Origin of the sequence: Spiroplasma apis B31 (assembly GCF_000500935.1) — a bacterium.
Taxonomy (GTDB): Bacteria; Bacillota_I; Bacilli_A; order Mycoplasmatales; family Mycoplasmataceae; genus Spiroplasma_A; species Spiroplasma_A apis.
In genome coordinates, this window is sequence record NC_022998.1 from 741,569 (window position 1) to 765,234 (window position 23,666).

The following is a 23,666-nucleotide window of genomic DNA, read 5'->3' on the forward strand; positions in this document are numbered from 1 at the left end:
TTAGTTTTCCTTTCTATTCAAACTTTCATACTTCTCAGTTGATTTTATTGCAAAGTTTAAAAGCTTATTTGAGAGTCTTAATACCGGATTACTAAATAAAACTTGAGTATCATTTAGATTACTTGAGTTGAATATAGGGTGAACATAAAAATCAAATGAGAAATAGTATCAAGTATTTTCTAAATCTTCTTCTTCAATTGGTGCTCAAAATTCTATATACCCTAGAAACATATCAAAGTTCTTAGCACAAAACAATAAATTTAACATCCTTAAATCTAACAACGGTAATTTTGCTGTTAAGTCTTTTTGACTATTGTAGCAAGCATTATACATCATTTGAGCATAAATTTGAACTAAGTAACAAGCTGCAATTGATTGCATAACGTGTTGATCACTTAGGAAATATTTAAGATATATAAACGCTCTTCATTGTAAAAAAGATAAATCGTCATTTTTATAATTGTTGACATTAAGTTTAAATTTTAAAGTTTTATTATCCTTAATCGCTTCAATATTAATATATGCCGAACCTTCTATATCACTACCCTTGAAATAAATTGCACCATTTTCATCGATTGGGTCATTCTCATTTACTAAACTAATTGGTAAATCTAAACTGGATGAACCTTCAGAAGTTATATTAACTTTAAAAATATATCCCTTATCTTTAAGATATTTGTAATTATATATTTGAATGAATTCTACTTCTCCTAAGGTTGATGTAGCAACTAATGATCCATTTACTGGAATTTCAGGAGAGTTTCTATAAGGAAACTCTAAATCAACGAATATTTTGGTTTCGTAAATATCATTATCCAGATCTTTTTGAGGTAACGGTTGCAATTGAGATTTTAAAGAGTTTATGTTTCCCTTTTTCCATTTTCTTGCTTCTGCATAAACGTTATTATTAAACTCTTTGAAATACTTAGCAAGAGTTGTGGCATTTTGCAGTAACAAGTCTTGTCAATTATTCATATATTTATAATCAACCTTTGTTTCTCTAAAATTTAGAATATCATCTATTTTTAATTCATTATAATTAGAAATAGAGCAAGAAATTGATGAACTAGTAATTGATATCGGTAAGAATGTAGATAGTATAGTTAGAATTAATTTTTTCATGTTAGTCTCCTTTCTTTAAGATACAAAGTAGTTCAATACAGACCAATGATTGTTGCAAACTCAAAGATAATAATTGAGAAAGTAATCAAGTAATTTGTTGTAAACAGATGAGTCGTTAAGTTAGTGATTACTAGATTAATCAACCCACTATCAACTTGTATATCGATATAAAATAAATAGATCAATCAAGTTAAATATTTATTTGGAATCAAATATCCAAAATACATTATTTTGTTTGTAAAAGTTGCATCGTTTGGACTGACTATATGTTCGCTAAATATTAGTATCAAACATATTATCAAAATATTGATAAGTTGTGCTAAAGCAGTTTGCTTTATCAAAGTTCCAACGAAATATCCATAAATAAAGCTAAATATAATAGATAAAAGAAGCACAAATATAATTCCCAGTGTTCTTCTAAAAGTTGATAAAAAATTAACTGTATCTTGATTAACAAGTTCCTTATAATAGTTAAGATTCAATGCATTTAAAAATGATTTATTTTGAAGAAATATATCTACAGTTGAGCAAAGTATCATAAAGATAAATAAAGATAAAATATTTAAAATAATAAAAACCAACAATATAGAAAGTATCATATATATCTTTTTTAGTTTAAATATTGAAAGATATTTGTTAAATACTGAATTATTTCAATCAGAAATCATTGAAGTAATGAAAAAGATCGAGAAAATAGATGGTAATGTTAGTTTGACTACCATAATTGCAGGATTTACTACTTTTAAGTCAAAATTAGATGTATAAAAATAAGCAAACAAATAAACAAGAAATGGTATTAGTATCATGTACACATAAAGTTTAAAAGATTTAATTGAGGAACAAAAAGTAAATAGAATAGTTCTAGAAAAACTGTTTTTTGAAGTTAAATTATTCATTAATTTTTCACCCCTCAACTAAATTTATATTTAATATATAGACACATAGATATTAGAACTAAAACTGATATGAACAAAGGTATGTATATATTGTTAAAAGATACAAATAAACCACTTATATTATTTGTAGATAATATTTGTTGTATTCCAAAACTATCTATGAATTGGTACGATGTGATTAGATATATTATTCATACACAATATTTCAAAGGGTTTAAATATTCTAAAACAGCAATAAACTTTATCTTAGATGTGATATAAGGAATAATTGTTAAATCACAAAGTAATATAATGATAAATAGTGCTGCTGTATTGATTGCTAAGATGATATATTTATTGTTTGAAATATTTGAAATTGATATAAATATCATTAAAGAAACAATTGACATCAAAAAACTTGATAGTAGAAAAAATATTCAAATATATCAAGTTGCATTAATCAGCATAGAGAAGTCAATTGGAAACATTGGTATAAATCTAGTTGTTATTGCAGCTAGACTTGCAGAAAAGACAATTGAAATAAAAGAAAAGATAATAGCATTGACAAAAAGAACAAGCATTATGTCTAATGACGATATTCCAGACCCTTTTATTTTTTTCAAGAAGTTAGTTGACTTTCATTCTGTAACAACAAGAGAAAGATAAAATCCAACCATTATGCTTCCTATTGATAAAAATCCAAATAACTGAGGTGTATAAATAACATTCACAATCATTTTTCCTCAAACTCAATAAAGTAAAAATGATAATACCATCGGGATCAAAATTGAAACAACATAAATTTTTGGGTCTTTGAAAAGAATCTTTGTTACTAAGAAAAGTAACCTATTTAAATTTGTAAATTTAATTTTTGATTTCATTTTGTACCTTCGAATTTCTAAAATGATTTTCTAAAAAGTTTTTTACTGTTTTGTGCTCGTCAATAACCTTATTTAATTTTATATCTTCGTAAATGCTCCCATCCTTCATAACAATCAATCTATCGCACAAGGTTTCAATTTCGTCAGGTATATGAGAAACTATTAATAAAGTTTTCTCTTTACTTTCTTTCATCTTTTCAAAAAATGAAAGAAGTTTTAAATGTATTCTCAAATCAAGACCAGTTATAAGTTCATCTATAACAACCAATGATGGATCGTTAATAATTGCTAAAAAGCAATTTAACCTTTGTCTTTGACCTAGTGAAAGTTTATTAATATCGCGTTTATAGATTTCTTCAATTTCAAAGATTTCAAAAATGTCTGCAACATACTTATCCTCTGATCATTTTTGCCCTTTAAAAAACTTTATTAAATCTAAAGGTCTTGTTTTTGTCGGCCAGTTACCTTCCTGAAACTGTATACCGATTATGTCGTCTATATTTTTAGACATTTTTACACTACCGCTTGAAGGTTTTTGGATTCCGGAAATAATTTCTACAAGGGTTGACTTACCACTACCGTTTGCGCCAATTATCGCTACATTTTCACCTTTAGAAATATTTAATGATACATCATTCAAGGCAACCTTATTTCCGTATTTTTTTGTAATATTTTTAATTTCAATCAATTTTCTTATCCTCCCTGTTTGATTTAAAATTTTTATTTAAATCAATTTTCAAAAAAAACATGTGTTATCTTTTTTATATGTATTTTTACAAAAATTATATTTATTTTATTATAACCTTAATATTTCTAGAAACTTTTAAATGTAATCAAAAATTATCAATTCACAACTATATAAAAAGTTCATTAATTACTTTTCGTGTTACAAAAAAATCGCCTTGAATTATAAAAATTCTGGCGATTTATCCCGACTATTATTATTAATATATTATTTTATTAAAAAATTCATTAGCAATTAGAAATCACACTTGTAAATATTAAATGTATCTTTCTAATGGTGGGGTTGTAGCCTTTTTAGTATCTCGAAGTATTTTAACCTCACTAAAAATAACTTTATATAAAGTATATAAATAAGTTTCTATAAAAACAATTCTATTTTCAGCTTGTTTTTCAAGTAGGAATTTCTTAAACTCTAATTTAGACTCTTTTTCTTTTTTATTAGATATTTTTGACATTCTATATACTTTTTCAATACTTTTAATAATTTTTCTTTGCATTCTTACTTCTGAGACTTTGAAGCAAGTATAAGATATGATAATACCTGTTCCAAGAATAACAAAAAACAATGATGATGAAGACACCAATAGATAAATTATGTTTTTAACATAATAATTATTAAAAATATTCATTATATCTGTGACAGAATTTAAAGCTCAATAATCACCTTGTTTGTAAATTAAACCGTTATTTCTTGAAAAATTCTCAGTAAATTCACTTTTTTGTAAGAAGTTAATATAGTAAAAAGTTAATAAGATAAATATTGTTAAAATTAAACCTGTTTTTATAATATTATGAAACATTTTATTCTTAAAGAAGTAAAAGTAAGAAGTAATTTTTTTCTTTTCTTCATTATAACTTTTTACAAAATTTTTGAATTGAAATACAAAGATTTTTATAAAAATCAAAGAGATTACAAAACTTATTGTTGACTTAGCAGTAAAATAAGCTTTTACTCCAAACTCATTTTTGAAAAGAATATCTAAGCAAGGAAGTATAGCAAAAATTGAACATAAAATGACTAATGACAAACTAATTTTTGACTCTAAAAATGATTTTTTATTGCCTCTTGTGAAAACCATTGTTTATACTACCTTTCTTTTATGAATTTAAATACATTATGTATATATTTTATAACTAAAATATGAAAAAATTTTTTTAAGTTTCATATTTGTTGTATAAAAAACTAAGGATTACTAACCAATAACCTCTTAAAAACGTAGCAAAATAAAACTACTTAATAGTAGTTTTATATTTCAAAGTTACTTGTTTTTTTTAGAGTTTAAATATTCTTCCTCTACTTTTTTTTGAAGTTTTAGAGATCTTGAAACATCATTGATTGCACCATTATAAGCTATATATCTATTGCTCATTCTTTTATTAATTAAATGTAGTAATCAACCTAGCAATATTGCAGAAATAAAGTTTCCAAGCAATGTTGGCAGTAAATTGAATATTAATAAGTAAATAAATACCATAATGGATGAGTGTTGATGAATACCATGCATTAAAATATCGTTTTGACAGATTGCTTGAAACAAAATTAATATATATAAATATCAATTAGCAACACAGTGTTGATAACCAGAAATTGCAAATAAGAAAATCATAACCGACATTAAAAATATAGTTGCACAAAGGTCGTTTGTACCTTTTACAGACTTAGATGCAGGTAATGCAGCAGTAACGCAAAATCCACACATCATAGCAGAAAAAAGACATTTAAGAATAGTAATAGCATAATCCTTAACAGAAATGTTTCCTGTATTAAATTCTGATAATGCTAATGCTGATTTACCAATATCAAATAATCTAGAGACACCAACATTATATAAATAAGTATTCATTTCTAAATCTTGTCCAAAACTACTAAATTGTCATAGAACAGCAAAAAATAGTTGACCTATGATATTTCCTAGATAAATAAAGCCAAAAGCTCTTAATAGGGTCATCACTTTATCCGATCCTTTTATGACACTAAAAGTAATAAAAAAATATGATGTTAAAAACTGACCACCAACAAAAAAGATTGGAGAAAGGACGGTTGCAAAAACTACCCCCAATAGTATTTTTTGTGCAGATGGTGCTGATAGTGCATATGATGCATAAAATGCAGCAGTAAAAGCAACCCCAATTCAAATTCCAGCTAATATTCCTAATATAAAATGTTTCATATTTGAAAATTTTATTGTATCGCCAACAGCTTTTAACGCTTCAACATAACCAAGTTCAAATAAATAAAGTGGTTTTTCAACTTTTAAAAGTTCTTCTTTATCAATATTATTTAAATCCATTTTATAACTCCTTTCAAATTGTCTGAACTAAATTTAAAATAAATCTTTATCCAAACTTAGAAAAATTTTATACTAATTTGGAAAAAAATCTACTAAAAGTGGAGAAAATGAAAAAAACCGCCACTCTCGGCGGTTAATGTTATTTTTTACAACATTTTAGTAAATATTAAAGAATTCGTTACCTTCATTATTAAAAGATCTAAATGAGGTAATAACTCAATGTGGTGAAGATGGGTCTATACTGATATTTTCCCAAACTATTTTATATTTATTTTCAACGGACTCATATTTATTATAGTCTCCTAAACCATCATAAGCTTTGAGATCATCTTTACTAATAACACCACTGTTAACGCCTAATACTTCCCCAGAAATTCTAGAAGTGTCTATTCTACTTCCTAACTTTTCAATAACATCTTTTTGATTATCTTTTATTGTTTGATAAGGATTGAAGTTTTCTGGAACATCTACTTCTTTTGTTTGTTTTGAAGCATTTGAAGTAGTATCGCCCTTTCCTTTATATGTTAAATCAAACTCCATCTTTGCTCCAATACTTGTATTACTTGTTGAAGAAACATAAGTTACATTTTTATCTCAGAATTCATCATCAACTAAGTATTTAAATACTTTATCATGTGGTTCTTTCATTTTATTTGATAATTTATTTTTAAAGCCTTTAAAAATATATTCCAGTTCCTTAGTTCCCCTAATATTTTTATCTTTTAAACCTTCAAAAGCTCTTCCTAGAAAACTATCTTTAGTGAATTTTCCATTTTTATAACCAAGCATTTCTAAATAAACTTTTTTCTCTTTTAAATTCAAACTAGTAAATTTCTTTTTTTGAAGTTCTCTCATATAATCAGCAGCTTTATTCATTTCCTCTTTAATATCGTCATTAATTGCATCTTCGAATGGTCTTTTCATAAGCGACATAATATTGATTCCACCAATACCATTTTTTTGGATAGTATTTTCTCATAAACTTCCATCTGCGTCGATACTTTTTAATTGTTCTTCAAATGCTTTTTTAAATGGTGAGTCATCCATGAACATCATTCTTGCGAACTCTTCTTGTTTTTTAGAGTCTTTTAAATTTGAATAAACTTTTTCTATATCATCAATCATATTTAAAATGTACTTGGCATTAGTTCCATTATTTTCTTTGTCATTTGGCATTAACCCATATAACTTATCAAATCCGATTTGATCTTCATTCCCTGCTATTGATGATCCTGGGTTTGGTGCTTTATCTAAATTAGAGTAAGCTTTTTTTGCAATATCTAGTCCAACTCCTTGTAAATATTTTTTGACATTTTCATTGTCTATTATATTTTTTAACGCACTTCAAGTTGATGTCACCAATTTAAAACCTTCAACTTGAGATATTGCTTGCGCGTCAAAACCGTTTTTGCTAGACATTGGAACTACTGGTAATAAATAACTCATCAATTCACCTAATATCATTGCTCCAGATTCTGTTTCAAAAATATTATCTAAAAAACTACCGATGTTATTAATATGAGCATCAAAGTTTAATGCACCAGCAGTGTTAACAAGTAAAGAACCTGTATTATTAAATTCTACTTCGTCACTATTTTCTTGTAATATTGTTCCAAAGCTCTCTTTGTTCTCATTTTTTATTAGTTTGATTTTTTTGTTTTTTAACTTTTGATTAACATCTAATTGTTGTATACCGTTTGCGTTTTTGTTACCTTTTGTTGAACTTATCAAACTGTTATATCAAGCATAACCCCCACCATTGGTACCACCTAATTTGTCACTTGCTGGATTCATTGGTGAAATAGTACTATTTGCATCACCTGGAAAACCACCATCTAATCCATTAACAAGTAAAAAATTAGTTAATGCTCCAGTATCTTGTATACCTCAACTTAATGATCTTCTTTCTTTTTCCTTTGCTAAGTTAATATCTCTATTTAAACCTGCAGCATAACCAGTTGCATTATTTTTGTTTTTATTGTTACCAGTGTTACCTTCTTTAGAAAATGTATCATTAAAATAAACTGCTTTATCACTACCTTCAGTTATAAAATTTGAATAAAACTCATTATCATACATACCCATAACGTAACTTGCGTACATCCCTGTAAAATGATTGTCATCAAATAAGTCTAAATTTGGCTCTAAAAGTCTTTTGAATTTACTAATTTTTTCGGTTACATTGATTTCTTGATTGTTATATACATAACTTGTTGGAACTTTCAAAACAGAGTTATTAGGTGTTAAATACATTGATAAAATTTCATTTAAATTGTAGTTTAAATTCTCATGTCTTGAGGCAACTACCAATCTTGAAATGAAATCCGCCCCCTCTAGCATATCTTTTTGGTTATTTGTTTCCTTTTGTTTTTTAGATGTTACTTTTGGTTTGTTACAAGAAATAACTGATGATAAAGAAGTTGTCAATAAGCTTCCAGCCAACAAAAAATTAAGTAATTTTTTCATAAAATCTCTCCCTTTTCCTATTCATTTTTGTTTAGATAAGGATTAAATTTGGGGGAGTATTACCGTTTTTTAAATCAATAGTAATTTTAGTTTTAATAGTATTAACTTTGAGTAATACACTATTTTTTCGAATATTTAATAAATTCTTGGTAATGTTATTAAATAATATTAATATGAAACTAAAATTTAAGTTGACCAATATAAACTTAGATTTTATATTTATTATTGAAGAATGATTGATATTTTTAACAATGTATTTTTTTAATTTAATAATCAAAAAATCTATGAACAATACATATGTTATAAGTATGTTAAATCAAAGCAAACAAAAGAAGAAAAATGCCACCAAATATAAAAGCGTCATGATAATTAGTTTTACAAAATTACCGTGAAAAAACAATAGCTTTAGTGTATACCCTAAATCAAAAATGGTGTCATAATCAAACATATTAAAATTAGTGACATAAATATAAATGGCAAATATAAATAAAATAGAAAAATGTAAAATATTTAAAGAATAAATAACTTTGTTTTTAATACTAACAAAGTTAAATTTATTTAAAAAGAAAAATCTAGTTATTATAGAATAACCACTGATTATAGTCATAACTGATAATTTAAGATGACGTAATACAAATTTTGTTCATGACAAGCAAAAATAAAAGAAAAGATAACATCTTAAAGCAATTAAATTATTAAGTTTCATAGCTGTTCACCTTTTCTATACAAACTTAATCGTAGAGGAAATATCAAAAAAATCAATACATTACAACTTAATAATGAAATTTTTTTTCAGTTTCAAACATTTAAGTGGATATAAAAATGTTTGATATATAATGTTATAAATATTAACTACATAAGTGGTTAATATTTGAAAGGAAAAACAAATTTATGAAAAAATTATTAGGATTATTAGGGGCAATGGGAATGGTAGCCTCAACAGGATCTGCTGTAGTTTCATGTGGTAATAAATCAAAAGATGAAGCTAAAGCAACTTTAGAAAGTATTGTAAAAGTAAAAGCATTAGGAGAAATAGAAATTGCAAGTGATGCAGAAGTTCCAACTCTTGATCAATTACTAGTAGCAATTAAAGCTAAAAACGCAAGTTCTACTTTAACTAAAAATGATGTTGAATTAGATGGAGCAGCAACAGCTACAAAAGCAAAAATAAAAGCTAAAGCTGATTCATCAAAATATACTGGAACTGTTGAAGTATCATACACAGTTAAAAAAGCAGCAGCAAAAGCAACTTTAGAAAGTGTTGTAACAAAAAACGGTTTAGATACAATCAAAATTGCAAGTGATAAAGAAGTTCCAACTGATGAACAATTAATAGAAGCAATTAAAGAAAAAAATTCAGGAATCGATTTAACTAATGAAGTTACTTTTGAAGGAAAAACTGCTACAGAAGCAACTGTAAAAGCTAAAGAAGAATCATTAAAGTACACTGGAACAGTTAAAGTATCATACAAAGTTGAAAAAGCGGTTGAAAAACAAACTTTAGAAAGTGTTGTAAAAGAAAAAACATTGGGTCAAATTGATTTAGGTAAACTAGGAGACACTCCAAGTATTGAGCAATTAATATCAGCAATTAATGGTAAAAATGCAAGTCTAAATTTAACTAATAGTGATGTTGAAATAGATGGATCAGCTACAGAAACAACAGCAAACTTAAAAGCTAAAACTACTTCATCAAAATATAGTGGAACAGTTACTGTAACATACACAGTCACAAACAAAAAAACACAAGCATAATTAAATTTATTTATTAAAAAACATTGTATGACTAATTACAATGTTTTTTTTGTCTAAATTTATTTAAAATACTTCAAAACTCAAAGTTTTTTTAGTATTATTAAGTATCAAATACTAAAAAAATCTTTACTTAAAAAAGTAAAGATTTTTTTAGTAAATATTGTAAAATTGTTTTCCATTTTCATTAAAACATTTGATAGAAGTAACTACTCAATAAGGTGCTTGAGGGTCTTGACTAATATTTTCTCAAACGACTTTATATTTATTATTCACAGGTTTGTAGTTATTATAATTACCTAACCCGTCATATGCTATAAACTTATCGTCATCTCAATTTCAACCGAAACTTTTATTATTTACTAAAACTTCACCTGAAATTCTTGATTCATCTATTTTGCTTTTCAAAGAATTAGCGACACCTTGTTGATGTTTGATGTTAGTTTGATATGGATTAAAGTTTTCTGGAACATTTACTTCTTTTGTTTGTGTTGACGCATTGGAAGTTTTATCCCCGTTACCAGTGTATGTTAATTCAAACTCCATTTTGCCACCAATACTTGTACTGCTTGTGGTAGACAAAACAATATCATCTTGTTTTCAATATTTATCTTCATATAAATATTGAATGACGTTTTCATGTAATTCTTTCATTTCATTAGATGCAATGTTTTTGAATCCAGATAATAACCCAGCGATTTCAATAGATCCTGGTATTGAAGAATCTTTTAAACCTTCAAAACATCTTTGTAAGAAACTTCCTTTCTCATATTTACCATCAACATAACCTAACCTTTTTAGATATTCTTTTTTATTCGCCAATGAATAAGTACTATAATTACTATTTCCAATATCTTCCATAAAATCTTTTGCATTTTCAACTTGTTCTTTTATTTTATCGTTAGTTGCATCTTGAAATACTCTTTTTATGATGTTCAAAAGTTTTATACCACCTGATCCATCTTTTTTAATAACTGATTCTCACAACGATCCGTCTTTATCTATTATAGATAACTTAGATTTATAAGCATTATAAAAAGGGGAATCTGAGTTTAGGATAATTTTTTCAGCAAACTTATTTTTGTCATTATCCTTTAAATTATTATAAAAAGTTTCAATATCTTCAATGAACTTAATTATATATTTTGCATTAGTTCCGTTTTTACCTTCTTCTTTATCATTATTTTGAGTTTTATAAAGTTGCTCGAAACCTATATTGTCTTTGAGACCAAATGATAAAGCATCATCCAAATTTAAATAATCTTTATTTTTTAATTTAAACCCTTGTTCTTCTAAAAATGTTTTTGCACCAGAATACTCGTCAGACTTAAGTAAATTATAAATTCCTTTTCATGCATCATTTATCATACCAAAACCATTATTTTGAGTTAATTGAGCAGTATAACCTGATGTTATTCTTTTAATTGGTAAGATATAACTCAAAAGTTCCCCTAATATTAAGGCACCAGATTCTGTTTCTACAATATTATCTAACATACTTCCAATGGCATTTATATTTCCATTGACATTTAACTCACCAGCTTTATTAACAAAAAGAGAACCAGTATTATTAAATTCATAATCCTTATCATTATATTTAATATTAGATCCAAAACTATTTGGACCTGACATCCCTGTTATATTTAAATTTGAATTTTTTAATTTTTTGTTTATGTCGTCATATTTATTGGGTCTAGTCTCTCTTGTATTAGTTTTAGAACCAGGGTTAGGATTACTAATTACACTATTGTATCATAAGTAACCACTAGCATTTGTTCCACCATCTTTATCCTCTGGGTCAGTATCTGTACCTTTTGTTCTATTCACCTCACCAGGAAAACCACCATCTAAACCGTTATTTAACAAGAAGTTTGTTAATGCACCAGTATCTTGAATACCTCAGCTTAGATTTCGTCTTTCTTGATTAGAAGATAAATTTATGTCTTTATTTAAACCAGCTAAGTACCCAAAAGCATTATCTTTCTTTTTATTATTTCCAACATTCCCTTTATCAGAAAAGGTATCTTCAAAATAAGGTTTATTGTTTTCAGGAGATATAATATTTTTATAAAAATCATCATCATACATACCCATTATGTAACTAGCATAAACACCTAAATAACTATCATTATTGAATGCGTTTAATCCAGGAGCCAATACGTTTTTAAAACTATTTAGTTTTTTAGATAAATCTATATCTTTTCCGTTATAGGTATATGCTGTTGGTAACTTAAGTGCAGTATTAGATGGTGTAATAAAGCTTGAAAGGACTTCATTTAAATTGTAGTTTAAATTTTCGTGTCTACCACCAATAATAAGTCTAGTCATAAATTCAGCACCTTCTATCATTTCTTTTTGATTATTAGTTGCTGAACTACCTTCGTTTTTTATGTTCTTTTTACTACATGAAACAACGGTTACAAGTGTTGATCCCACTAGCGTTATTGATGATAATAAGTTTAATATTTTCTTCATATTTTTTACCTCTTATAAATAATACAACATTTATAAATTAAGTAACTTAAAATGAAAGATAAATAAAAAATTTTCAAAAGAATATATTATTTTACAAATACTCATAACTGTCGCCTTTATTAACCTAATGAATAATATTTTTTACTCTGAAAAAATAATTCATTTTTTTAACTTTAAAATGTTATTGTGAAAACACTTAAAGTAGGTTTATATGACAAAAACAACTAAAAAATATAAGTACAATTTCAGTAGAGTATTTTCGACAATTATGTTATTTCCTATAGTCGCTATCATTTCCAAGAGAAGGTTCAATAACTTCAGAGACTTTTGTTTTACTTACCCGAGATTTGGTAGATATCAAGGTAATAATGAATATTATAAAAAAATACCCACAGAAACAAATACATTAGAATACCACTATTGAGACTTAGAAAAAATGAACTTAAAATTTAAATCATTTGAAAAAGATGAACTCGAAGAATATCAAATTCAAACCGATAAAGGTAATATAAGTTGTTTAAAAGCAATAGTAAATAATTCTAGCAAATGAGTTTTTGGTTTGCATGGCTGAACTGAAGATAAATACTTAGGATTAAGATTAGTTAGACACTTTTATGAAAAAGGATATAATATACTAACATTCGACTCATTTGCGCATGGAAAAAGTTATGGTGAAAACACAGATATCGGTTACTCTTCAATTGAAATGATGGATGCAATAATTGAAGATCTTAAAAAGACGCATAAAGTTACATCCATTGGTTTAATAGGAAATAGCATGGGAGCTTCGACATCTATTCTATACTCGCAAAAAGGTAATTATAAAGACCTAATAAGTTGAGTTGTTTCTGATTGTGGATTTAGTAGTATCAAATTGCAATATCGATACTACATACAAAATAACTTATTTAAGAAGCCTTGGTGAATAGTTAGTTTTGGTTATACGAAGAAATTGAGTAAATTGACAAAGACTAATCAAAATAAATACAACTTATTGAAGTATATGAATTTAAACAAGAACATTCCTATATTTTTCGTACATGGAAAAGGAGACACTTTCATTGCATATGAAATGAGTTGAGATATGTATGAAAAAAAGGTTAAGAGCGAACCTAATCCCCCAATTAGTAAAATATGGACACCAGAAGGCTCAGAACACGTTTATATGATTAGTGATTATTACAGTGAATATATAACTAGAACACTAGAATTTGCAAAAGAAAGTGAGAAATTAATAAATGAAAAATAAAAAGATGGGTTTTTGAACAGTACTAGCTATGACATTAACTGCAACCATTGGTACAAGTATAATACTTACTTATGGTAATGTTTATTCTTTAAGTCAAAACAATCCTTTATTGATGATTTTTGCTTGAATTATTGGTGGAATAATAATTCTTCCTGAAACTTTCATAATGATCGAACCAGCAATATCATTTAAAGAAAATGGTACCGCTTATAGTTGACTAAGGAGAGCAAACTGAAAGATTGTTGCCTTTTGGTTTGGATGAGTACTAACACTGTTTGTTTCTGCAGTAGCAATTGCTACTGCCAGTCTAGCGATAACAAACATTTTACAAGAGTTTACAAATTATCAAAACGAGTATCTGTGAAAATTTACGTCAATATTGATATTATTTTTCATTGGTGGTACACAAATATTTGTTAAAAATATGAGTACTAAAAGTCAAATTGTCTTTATGGTTTTAAAAACCTTTCCAATTTTATTCATATTAATATTGGCACTAATTTATGGTACAAAAGATGACTTACTAAGTTCAAACGCTATGAAAAAAAATTTAACAGAAGCTTATATCGGTGGTGCTTTTATGATACCTGCAATTACTATGACTATGTTCTCGTATTCAGGTACAGAAATACCTACATATGTTACTTCTGATACTAAAGAACCCGAGAAAACAACACCAAAAGTTATTTTAGTCGGTGTCCTAGTTGTTATGTTAGTCTATCTAATATATGCAGTTGCTATCTTATCAATTGGTTCAGTTGGTGAAAATAAATTTTTAAATGTTTTTGCATATACTCCATATTGAGCAAAAATAGTATTCAATGCCATTGCTATTATCTTATTTGTTGGTGGCCTTAATTCCTATTTAGTCTATCAAACTAGTTTAGTTCAAAAAATGGCATTAGAAAAAGACTTATCTCACCACTTTTTAAAAGAGTCTAAATTCTCAGGAAAGCCATATAACTCAATGTTGTTGTTGATGATTGCTGCTTCATTTTACATAATATTCAATGAAATTAGAGATTTATTGGGTTACTTTTCCCTTGCAGTTAGTGCTTTGAAAATAATAATGACCACAAACGTTGTTTATTTAAGATTGAAAGACAAAGATTATAAGAAAGTATATAAAAATTGATTGTTTTGGTTGTTTGTAATATTTTCATACATTACTTGCATATTAACTTTGGTTGGTTCAGTCATGATTATGATAAGTGGAATATCAACTAAGGAACTTTGAAAACCGATTGTTATGATTATATTAGTTATTTTGATTCTACCTATTGGGGCTTTAAAATATTATATACAAAATAAAATTGAAGCAAAAAAAAGTAACGACACTAACCCTTCTCCAAAAACACTTGAAAAATAAACATTATCAAACAAATATGTTTTAAATTACTATCAGCTTTTAATTAAGTGACTGAAAAAACACCTTTAAAGGTGTTTTTTCTATTTAATAAATACCAAAATACTTGTTTGTTTTATAAAATATTACTCTCATTTAAAAGTTTTAACCGCTAGATAACTTAACAAACCAGTATAGCCTATCAATATTAAATATAATCATCAAACTTCCCCAGTATTTAAACCATTGCAAAGATATTGCATTAAAACTACTGAGCACCCAGTGGGAGAAAGATATTGCACATACTTGAATCAAATATCCTTTGGATCTAAAACGTATGTTGGCACTGTTGCTCCTGTAAGAAACATTAGAGCGTATAATGCAATAATGGTTACAAATGTATTATTTTTTAGAGTCGTTGTATTATTTGCAATGATAATAGACAACATGAAATGTATATAGAAAATAAATAGTGGCAAAAATATTAAAGTTAAGATCATTCTGGCCGAGATTTCAAGATTAAAAAAGATTAGGCTAATTGCTAAATTTATAGTGAAAATAATAAGATATGAACAGTAATAAAATATAATTAAAGATAATAGATACTTCTTTCTTGACCCTTCAGCTAATGATATATGTTTGATTCTCTTATCTAATCTATCAGAACCTAAAATAATAGGTACATTAGCTATCGTAAAAGATAAAATCAGAAAAATAACTATTGAAGGCATAATAAAATTCATCATATTGATATCACTACCGTGAAACTTAATAGAATATTTTCCTCACAAAAGTGCTATTGTTACATTTCATACAATTGGAAAAATAACAGAAAAAATAATATTGAATGGATTCTTAAAAAACTTATAGATTTGGAGTTTTATCAACGGTTTCATAATCATTTTCCTTTTCTAATATTTCTAAGTTATTTTTATAATCTGAACCTAAAGCAATATCTTTAACAATGTTGCCCTTTTCTAAATAAACTACCCTTTTGCAAAGACTAGCAACTTCACTAACATCATGCGAAACAAGGATTAATGTAACTTTGTTTTTGTTAAGATATTCTTTTATTAAATTTATAATTTTTTTTCTTCATTGATAATCGAGGGATGTTGTTAGTTCGTCTAACAACAATAAATTAGGTTTGTTAATAAAAGATATTAGCAGCTTGAACTTTTGCTTCTGACCACCAGAAAGCTTTGCATATTTTGCCTTTTTAAAGTCATCTAACTCAAAAATTTGGAATAATTCATCTATATTTGCACTAGCTTTAAATAATTCATTATAAAAATTTGCAATTTGTTTTAAATTGATCTCATTATCAAATGATGTTTCTTGAAAAACAGCATTCTTTCTAAGATCTTTATTATCGATTTTCAAGGTTCCTTCTGTAGGTTTTTTAGTACCTAAAATAATTTCACCTAAGGTTGATTTACCACTACCATTAACACCCATTATCCCTAAATGTTCATAATCATCTACTGTCAAGTGTTTTATATTTAATACAGCTTTTTTTTGATATATTTTTTTAATGTTTTCTATTATGTACATAAAAATCATCTTTCTTTAATTTGAAATATTAAGTTTTCTTTAAAACTTAATTAAATATTAGCATATAAATCATTATTATTAAAAAAACCATTCTAAATACTTAAGATTTAGAATGGTTTTAGAGAGTTTTTAAGAAACACCTATTAACGATGCTAATTTAGTTTTTGACATACTATATATTATTACAAAGTAAGCGATTGCAAATATCAATAAACCAGAAACCAATATTATCGGGAACACAGTTCAACTAAATGATAAAGGCACTGCAATATTTAAAGATATTAAAATTTTAGGAATTGCTGTGTAAATAATTAAAGTTACCAATACTTCTGCTAAAACTATTCCTATCAGTGTTAAAGGTAGGAATATCCACATAATTATGGAGTTAACTTCACGCATCGAGTATCCTTGTATTCTCATATAGTTCATAAATCTTTTATATTTACCTACAAATAAGTCGGTGATTAAGTATATAACGATGATGGCACTAATAATTGAAATACTTACAAAGACAATTGATAAACTCGTTGCTGAGCTAATCAAGTTTGAAGTAGCTTCTTTTCGTACTTTCATATAATCAGTTTTACCAATTGCGGTTGCCATATATTGTTTGAAACCATCTGTTGTTATATTTCCATCTTTTGATTGGAAAATGATTCTTTGTAATTGATCTGATATCATATCATTTGAACTCATTTTCGCATTACTTCAGATGTTTATACTTGTTTGACCAACTTTTACTCTTTCTTTAGGATTTTTATATCCAAGTATTTCATTAGCCTTTTCTTGATCAACAAATATTTTTGGTTGATCATAAGTATCTACTATATCAACAACTCTATAATTAATTTTAGATTCATTTGATAATTTATTATTAACGAATAGACCTTCTTTAAGAGCTATGTTTCATCAATTGTTAGTTCCACCAAGTAAGTTAGTAATCTGAAGAGGTTCTCATTTATCACCACGATACATTCTCACATCAAAAGGTTTTACAGTAATATTTTCATTAGTTGTGTCTACATCAAATCCAGAATACTCTTTATACTTACTATTAACTTCTTTCAATAGTTCTTGGTTAAATAGTTTTTTAGGGATTTTCAATTGGATATTTTGTAATTTGTTATAGTTACTTAGCTTATCATTATCTCTATAATTCCATTCAGACAACTTATCATCATTTTGCTCATAAAAAGTTAGTTTACTTAAATCCATTGAGAAGACGTCTTTAGTATTTTTAGAATCAGAATAGCTTCATCAATCGTTATTTACGGGTGTAAATGAGTTATTTTCAGATTTTAACTCTATTATATTTTGTTCAGTTGCTAAATTAATTTTTGAACCGATATTGTATCCTTTTAATTTAAGTTTCCTATTTATAATGATTGGTATTTCATCATCTCGCATACTTTCAAATAACTTGCTTCTATTTTTGAAACCTATACCTTTGAAATTAGACTCTTTATCCAAACCATATCCAAGAACATTTATACCGTCTTTTGATCCATCTAATATTCTAGCGTCGAATTTTGTAAATAGCTCATCTTCATTTGAGTTGAAAGGAATTGAACCAAATCCATATGTAAAGTTCTTAAATTCTGAATCATCATTATCCCATAGTTGCTTAATAGATGATGGCAAGATGTTATTAGAAATTTCTTTTATACTTTCTTTATATGACCTTTTTTTATTGTCACAACTTAGTGGTTTTTGATTGAATAGTTTAGGAATAACTTCACAAGTTAATTGATTTAGATACGTTAGAACAAGATTTTCTTCCCCTTTATTAAATAAACTTTCATAATGGTCTACCATTTTATCCATTATTCCAACTGATAATACATTTCCTTTAAATGTAAATAAATTATTTATCAACATTTTTTCAAAGTAATTTTTATAATCTCCCGAGTTTTCCTTTCAATAATTTTTAGATGCTTTATCTTCACCAAATAAAGTCACTTCTTTTCCTTCTTTGGTTTTTATAATACCTGAAAAAGTTGAAGCATCCATAGTACTTTGAGTAATATTGTTATTCAAATTATAAAATGAATATCTAGACAAAGGGTTATTTGGCGTATTGTAGGAGTATGTGTAGTCATTATTGTAACGAACATTTCGGTAATATTCATTGGACATTGTTGATAAAATGCTAGGTGTGGCTACAGAAACCATTAAAATTATTGAAGAAATGAACATCACTGTCAAAAAGATGAAAATATCTTTTAAAGAGACAGAAACAATAACACCTCTTAATTTAGAAGTAAAATTGATATATTTAATGAGCGAGAATATTCTAACTAAAAACAAATTAGGATGCGAGCTTTTTGAAGGTTGTAATAATGTTAAAGGACTTTGTCTAACAGTTAAATATGCTGTCATATAGACCATAAAACCGACAACAAGGAAGAACCCTAATCACATTATTAATAAAAATTTTCAATCAATTGTTAACATTGAAGGAATATTAAAATAATATTCAAAAATGTTCATGATTGGAGTTTGCAAGAATACACTTATTGCTCAACCAATTGGAACTGTAATAATTATTGGTAACGTCATATACATTACATAATTCACTAATATTTTATTATTGGTGGTTCCTAATGATTTTAGGGTACCTATTTGAGATCTTTGAGATATTAAGATTTTTCGTACAATATTGTATACCACAAATAAAATTATTAGTAAGAATATGACACAAAATACTACTGCTATTAATAAAAATAACTTTGTGACACTACCAAACAGTGTACTTCTTAAATTTATCAAATTAGTATCTTTATAACTTTGGACATTTATTCTTGACAAATCTGAGGTTTCACTTAAAGAACCTTTGCTAGCATAGGCTTCTTGTTGTTCTTTTACTTCATTTATATTAACCAAATTATCTGCTGCATATAATTTAAACTTAGCAAGGTTGTCTTTTTTCTCATGTATCTTTCCGTGATAATACATATACCCTCTACTAACGTCTTGGTATTTACTATCATCAACAATGTTATTTTTTTGATTGTTAGTTTCGTTAAACATTGTTCTAAAGGTATCATTTGATATATAAAATATCGCTTCATTTTGTTGATTAGTTAATAAGTCTTCTTCGTAGATTGATGGATACACATTTTGAGAGTCAACACCAATTGCATCTAATCTAAGGGCTCCATTTTTACCCTGACCAGGAAAGATTTCATACTCATCTCCTAATTCCATATTATTATATTTAGCATAACCACTTGATACCATGAAACTTTTTTCAGTAAACAGAGATCCATCATCAACTTTTAAACTTTCGTAAATAGTGTAATTTTTTCTATTATAGAATTTTACAATATTTTCATTTTTTTCGTTTTTTTCATTATAGAATGCAGAAACATATCTAAACTTTTTACCAGATGAGTCTCACATAACAACTTCACTTGTTAAATCAATATTAAAATCTGAGAGATCACCTAATAAAGAATAATAATTTTTAAATAAATCTCTAGAGATTAATGGATTAGACTTTATATTATATGGATTATTATTAGTACCTGGATTTATAAAAAGGTTATAAGCAGAAAAGTTTTTAATTAAATAACTTCCAAACTTTTTAAGTGTGTTATCTGGGTCCAAATCTTTACCATTCAGTTTAAAGTTTATATCTTCACAAATAAAATATGAATTTTGATCGTCTTTATCGCCCTTTACTATGTTACCAATTCTACCATTATAACCGTTTTTGATGATATCATCTTTGGTTTTATCACCATTTATACCATCACCATTTATGTATTTATTCATCTTTTGTACTTTATCATCTTTTAGTGTTTCATAGTAATTCACCATAGAAGACTTTATAACTGATGTGATTGAAGAGTTATTAACATAGAACATATAATCAAAAATATCAAGAGCAGTTTTTTCTGTTTTCTTAGATAATTTGCCTTGGAAATAATCATTTTTTTCATATAACTGACCAATTAATGATCTTTTGAATGCATTAGAGTTTTTATTAAATCTATAAAAACTTCCAAACTCCATACTTCTGACTTTTTCTATTTTTTGTTCCTTAGTAAAATTAAGTATGTAATCTTTTTCAGATGTTGGCTTATAACTTAAGTCTTTTTCTGAAGATATTACGTTTGGTTCTACATCACCAAAGTGAAAGTTAATTCATTTTTTGCCACCATTACCTTTGTCACCAATTATATATATGCTTGAATCATAGCTACTTTTGTTTTCTTTTAATCCATCTTTAAATGTATATGCTTTTAAAACACCGTCGTTTCCACCAATCGTAAGTGTTGGAAAGTAATTATCTTTATAATCTTTTACTAAATCTGAATCAAATGCAAATCACGGCGACAAAGTTTGTGTATCGTTAGATTTATATTTACTAGAAGTATATCTAAATGAGTAATCGTGGTGTTTACTATGACTAGATACCTGATTATTGGTTCTTAATAGATTGGAAGCCGATATACCAAAAGTTGCTGTAAAAATTACAGCAATACTAATTAGTATAATATATATTGAAAATTGTATATAATCTTTCAAAAGGTTTTTCAAACCATTTTTAAATAATAGCATCGTCCACATTCCTTAATATATATTGAAAAACTCCAAATCTTTATCATTATAACATTTCAAAGAAGTTATAACTCACAAAGGTGTATCTGGGTCTTTACTAATATTTTCCCATATTATTTTATATTTGTTACGAACATTTTTATAATTATTGTAATTACCTAAACCATCATATTTTATTAGATCTTCATCATTGAAATTACCATTGAACATGCTGTTGTTTATTAAAACTTCACCTGAAATTCTTGATTTATCTATTTTGTTTTCTAAAGTTTTGGCAACCTCTTCTTGATGTTTGATTTTAGTTTGATAAGGATTAAAGTTTTCTGGAACATCTATTTTTTTATATTGATTTGATGCATTTGAAGAGATATCACCGATTCCTTGATATTCTAAGTCAAATTCAAGTTTGGCACCAATACTTGTATTACTAGTTGAAGAAATATTTACATTTTTAGAAACTCAGTAGTTATCATCTATCAAGTATTTGATTAATTTATTATGAACATCTTGCATTTCATTTGAAACTGTATTTTTGAATCCTGCAAATAATTGTCTAAATTCTTTTGAACCGATTGCGTTGTCATTTTTTAATCCATCAAAAGATCTTTTTAAGAAACTACCATCTTTGAACTTACCATTATCATAGCCTAGAATTTTCAAATACTGTTTTTTAGAGGCGAGGTCGAATGAACTAAATTTAAAGTTTTCAAGTTTATCCATAAATTCACCAGCTTGTTTCACTTGCTCTTTTATATCATCATTGGTAGCATCTTCAAAAACCCTATTAAGCATATTTAAAAGATTTATTCCTCCTTGACCATCATTTTGAATAACGCTATTTCATAAGCTTCTATCTTTGTCAATTTGATTTAATTGAGACGAATAAGCTTTTTCAAATGGAGTGTTTTTACCGATCATTAAACGATTTGTGAACTCAACTTTTTGTTCTTTATTAAGATTTTTATAAATGCTAGTTAGATCCATAATAATATTTTTTAAGTACTTCATATTAGTTCCGTTTTCGTTTATGTCATTTGGCATTAACCCATATAACTTATCAAAACCGATATTTTCAGGTTTTGGGCTTGGAATTAAACCACTTCCACCGACATCTGGTGCTTTATCTAATTTAAAGTAATCTTTATTATCATCAAAACCAACTGTTTTAAGGTAATCAACAACTTCTTTATTATTTAATAAATTGTAAAATCCTTCTCATCCAGAAGTTATTAATTTAAATCCCTGTTGTTGCATTAAAGTATGTGCATTTGGAGAGAATAATCCACCGGCCTCGGTAACTCTTGTAGGTAGCACATAGTTAAGATATTCCCCTAATACCAATGCTCCAGACTCGGTTTCAAAAATATTATCTGGCATACCACCAAACATGTTAATATAACCATTAATATTCATTTTTCCAGCAGTATTAGTTAGTAATGAACCTGTGTTATTAAATTCTAAATCTTTGCCCTTAAATTTAAGCTTTGAGCCATATTGGTCATCTGTATTATTTGCCTTTGAAATTTTTATTTCATTCTTCAATTTAGTATTAATATCTAATGGATTTATTTTGTTTGCATTATTTTTACCTTTTGTTGTGCTTATTAAACTGTTATATCATGCATAACCACCACCATTTGTTCCACCTTTTTTATCAGTTGCACTAGATTTAGGTCCACTTGTACTATTTGTATCTCCTGGAAAACCACCATCAAGACCATTGTTTAATAAAAAGTTAGTTAAGGCACCTGTATCTTGAATACCTCAACTTAAGTTTCTTCTTTCTTGGTTATTTGATAATTTTAAATCTTTATTAAGACCTGCAAGATAACCAGTTGCATTATCTTTAGGTTTATTGTTTCCAACATTACCACTTGCAGAAAAGGTATCTTCAAATGAATAGCCTCCATTATTACCTTTGATAAAGTTTTGATAAAAGTCATCATCATACATACCCATAACATAACTTGCATACATACCTGCATAATTATCAACATCAAACTTATTAATGCTTGGAAACATAAGATTTTTGAATTTAATCACATCTTCCAAGGCGTTTATTTGTTTATTCTCGAATGAGTATGAAGTTGGTATTCTTAAAGCTGTATTAGTTGGTGTTAGATACATTGATAAAATTTCATTTAAATTATAATTTAAGTTTTCGTGTCTACTACCTATTATCATTTTAGTAATAGATTTAACACCATCGAACATATCTTTTTGTAAAGTTGTTAAATTTTCTGAATTATTATTGGACTCTTTATGTTTATTGCCACAAGCAAGTGTGGCTGAAGAAGAAGCCCCTACTATAGTTGTTATTGCTAAAATATTCAGCATTTTTCTCAT

Annotated in this window: 15 protein-coding genes; 4 read left to right on the forward strand and 11 right to left on the reverse strand. The window is 26.7% G+C overall.

Annotated elements, in window-relative coordinates:
* Both SAPIS_RS03220 and SAPIS_RS03225 read right to left on the reverse strand, forming a co-directional pair.
* Positions 1 to 1,122: a hypothetical protein gene (locus tag SAPIS_RS03220; RefSeq protein WP_023789593.1), complete on the reverse strand. Its 1,122-nt coding sequence runs from the start codon at positions 1,120 to 1,122 to the stop codon at positions 1 to 3.
* Positions 1,110 to 2,018: a hypothetical protein gene (locus SAPIS_RS03225; protein WP_023789595.1), complete on the reverse strand. Its 909-nt coding sequence runs from the start codon at positions 2,016 to 2,018 to the stop codon at positions 1,110 to 1,112. Before SAPIS_RS03225 ends, SAPIS_RS03220 begins: the two co-directional genes overlap by 13 nt.
* 291 nt (positions 2,019 to 2,309) lie before the next feature.
* On the opposite strand from SAPIS_RS03225, the gene SAPIS_RS05365 reads away from it, so the two are divergent.
* Positions 2,310 to 2,663 carry a hypothetical protein gene (locus SAPIS_RS05365; protein ID WP_144083788.1) on the forward strand — a complete coding sequence of 118 codons (354 nt, stop codon included), beginning with the start codon at positions 2,310 to 2,312 and terminating at the stop codon, positions 2,661 to 2,663.
* 198 nt (positions 2,664 to 2,861) lie between these two features.
* On the opposite strand, the gene SAPIS_RS03235 is transcribed toward SAPIS_RS05365, so the two are convergent.
* The 4 genes from SAPIS_RS03235 to SAPIS_RS03250 form a co-directional block, all read right to left on the reverse strand.
* A complete protein-coding gene (locus SAPIS_RS03235) occupies positions 2,862 to 3,566 on the reverse strand; it encodes an ATP-binding cassette domain-containing protein (RefSeq protein ID WP_023789599.1) in 705 nt (234 codons plus the stop codon).
* A gap of 313 nt (positions 3,567 to 3,879) precedes the next feature.
* Positions 3,880 to 4,701 (reverse strand): hypothetical protein, encoded by an 822-nt coding sequence (locus tag SAPIS_RS03240; RefSeq protein ID WP_023789601.1) that lies wholly within the window; start codon positions 4,699 to 4,701, stop codon positions 3,880 to 3,882.
* A 180-nt stretch (positions 4,702 to 4,881) separates the two neighbouring features.
* Positions 4,882 to 5,913, reverse strand: a complete 1,032-nt coding sequence (locus tag SAPIS_RS03245) for a formate/nitrite transporter family protein (protein WP_023789603.1) — start codon at positions 5,911 to 5,913, stop codon at positions 4,882 to 4,884.
* Positions 5,914 to 6,069: 156 nt separating this feature from the next.
* Positions 6,070 to 8,379 (reverse strand): hypothetical protein, encoded by a 2,310-nt coding sequence (locus SAPIS_RS03250; protein ID WP_023789605.1) that lies wholly within the window; start codon positions 8,377 to 8,379, stop codon positions 6,070 to 6,072.
* An 891-nt stretch (positions 8,380 to 9,270) separates the two neighbouring features.
* Between SAPIS_RS03250 and SAPIS_RS03260 the strand changes: the two genes are divergently transcribed.
* The gene (locus SAPIS_RS03260; RefSeq protein WP_023789609.1) at positions 9,271 to 10,134 is read left to right on the forward strand and encodes a lipoprotein; all 864 of its coding nucleotides are present in this window, start codon (positions 9,271 to 9,273) and stop codon (positions 10,132 to 10,134) included.
* Between the two features lie 150 nt (positions 10,135 to 10,284).
* On the opposite strand, the gene SAPIS_RS03265 is transcribed toward SAPIS_RS03260, so the two are convergent.
* Positions 10,285 to 12,606 (reverse strand): lipoprotein, encoded by a 2,322-nt coding sequence (locus tag SAPIS_RS03265; protein ID WP_023789611.1) that lies wholly within the window; start codon positions 12,604 to 12,606, stop codon positions 10,285 to 10,287.
* Positions 12,607 to 12,817: 211 nt separating this feature from the next.
* Between SAPIS_RS03265 and SAPIS_RS03270 the strand changes: the two genes are divergently transcribed.
* Entirely contained in the window at positions 12,818 to 13,855 is a 1,038-nt protein-coding gene (locus SAPIS_RS03270) for an alpha/beta hydrolase (RefSeq protein ID WP_023789613.1), read from the forward strand.
* Positions 13,845 to 15,224: an amino acid permease gene (locus SAPIS_RS03275; RefSeq protein WP_023789615.1), complete on the forward strand. Its 1,380-nt coding sequence runs from the start codon at positions 13,845 to 13,847 to the stop codon at positions 15,222 to 15,224. The genes SAPIS_RS03270 and SAPIS_RS03275 overlap by 11 nt, the downstream gene beginning before the upstream one ends.
* A 122-nt stretch (positions 15,225 to 15,346) precedes the next feature.
* On the opposite strand, the gene SAPIS_RS03280 is transcribed toward SAPIS_RS03275, so the two are convergent.
* The 4 genes from SAPIS_RS03280 to SAPIS_RS03295 all read right to left on the reverse strand — a co-directional run bounded on the left by SAPIS_RS03280 (position 15,347) and on the right by SAPIS_RS03295 (position 23,666).
* The gene (locus SAPIS_RS03280) at positions 15,347 to 16,096 is read right to left on the reverse strand and encodes an ABC transporter permease (RefSeq protein WP_023789617.1); all 750 of its coding nucleotides are present in this window, start codon (positions 16,094 to 16,096) and stop codon (positions 15,347 to 15,349) included.
* Positions 16,065 to 16,754 (reverse strand): ATP-binding cassette domain-containing protein, encoded by a 690-nt coding sequence (locus SAPIS_RS03285; protein WP_023789619.1) that lies wholly within the window; start codon positions 16,752 to 16,754, stop codon positions 16,065 to 16,067. Before SAPIS_RS03285 ends, SAPIS_RS03280 begins: the two co-directional genes overlap by 32 nt.
* Before the next feature lie 129 nt (positions 16,755 to 16,883).
* Positions 16,884 to 21,320, reverse strand: a complete 4,437-nt coding sequence (locus SAPIS_RS03290; RefSeq protein WP_023789621.1) for an ABC transporter permease — start codon at positions 21,318 to 21,320, stop codon at positions 16,884 to 16,886.
* A gap of 12 nt (positions 21,321 to 21,332) precedes the next feature.
* Positions 21,333 to 23,666, reverse strand: coding sequence for a hypothetical protein (locus tag SAPIS_RS03295; RefSeq protein WP_023789623.1), 2,334 nt, complete (start codon positions 23,664 to 23,666; stop codon positions 21,333 to 21,335).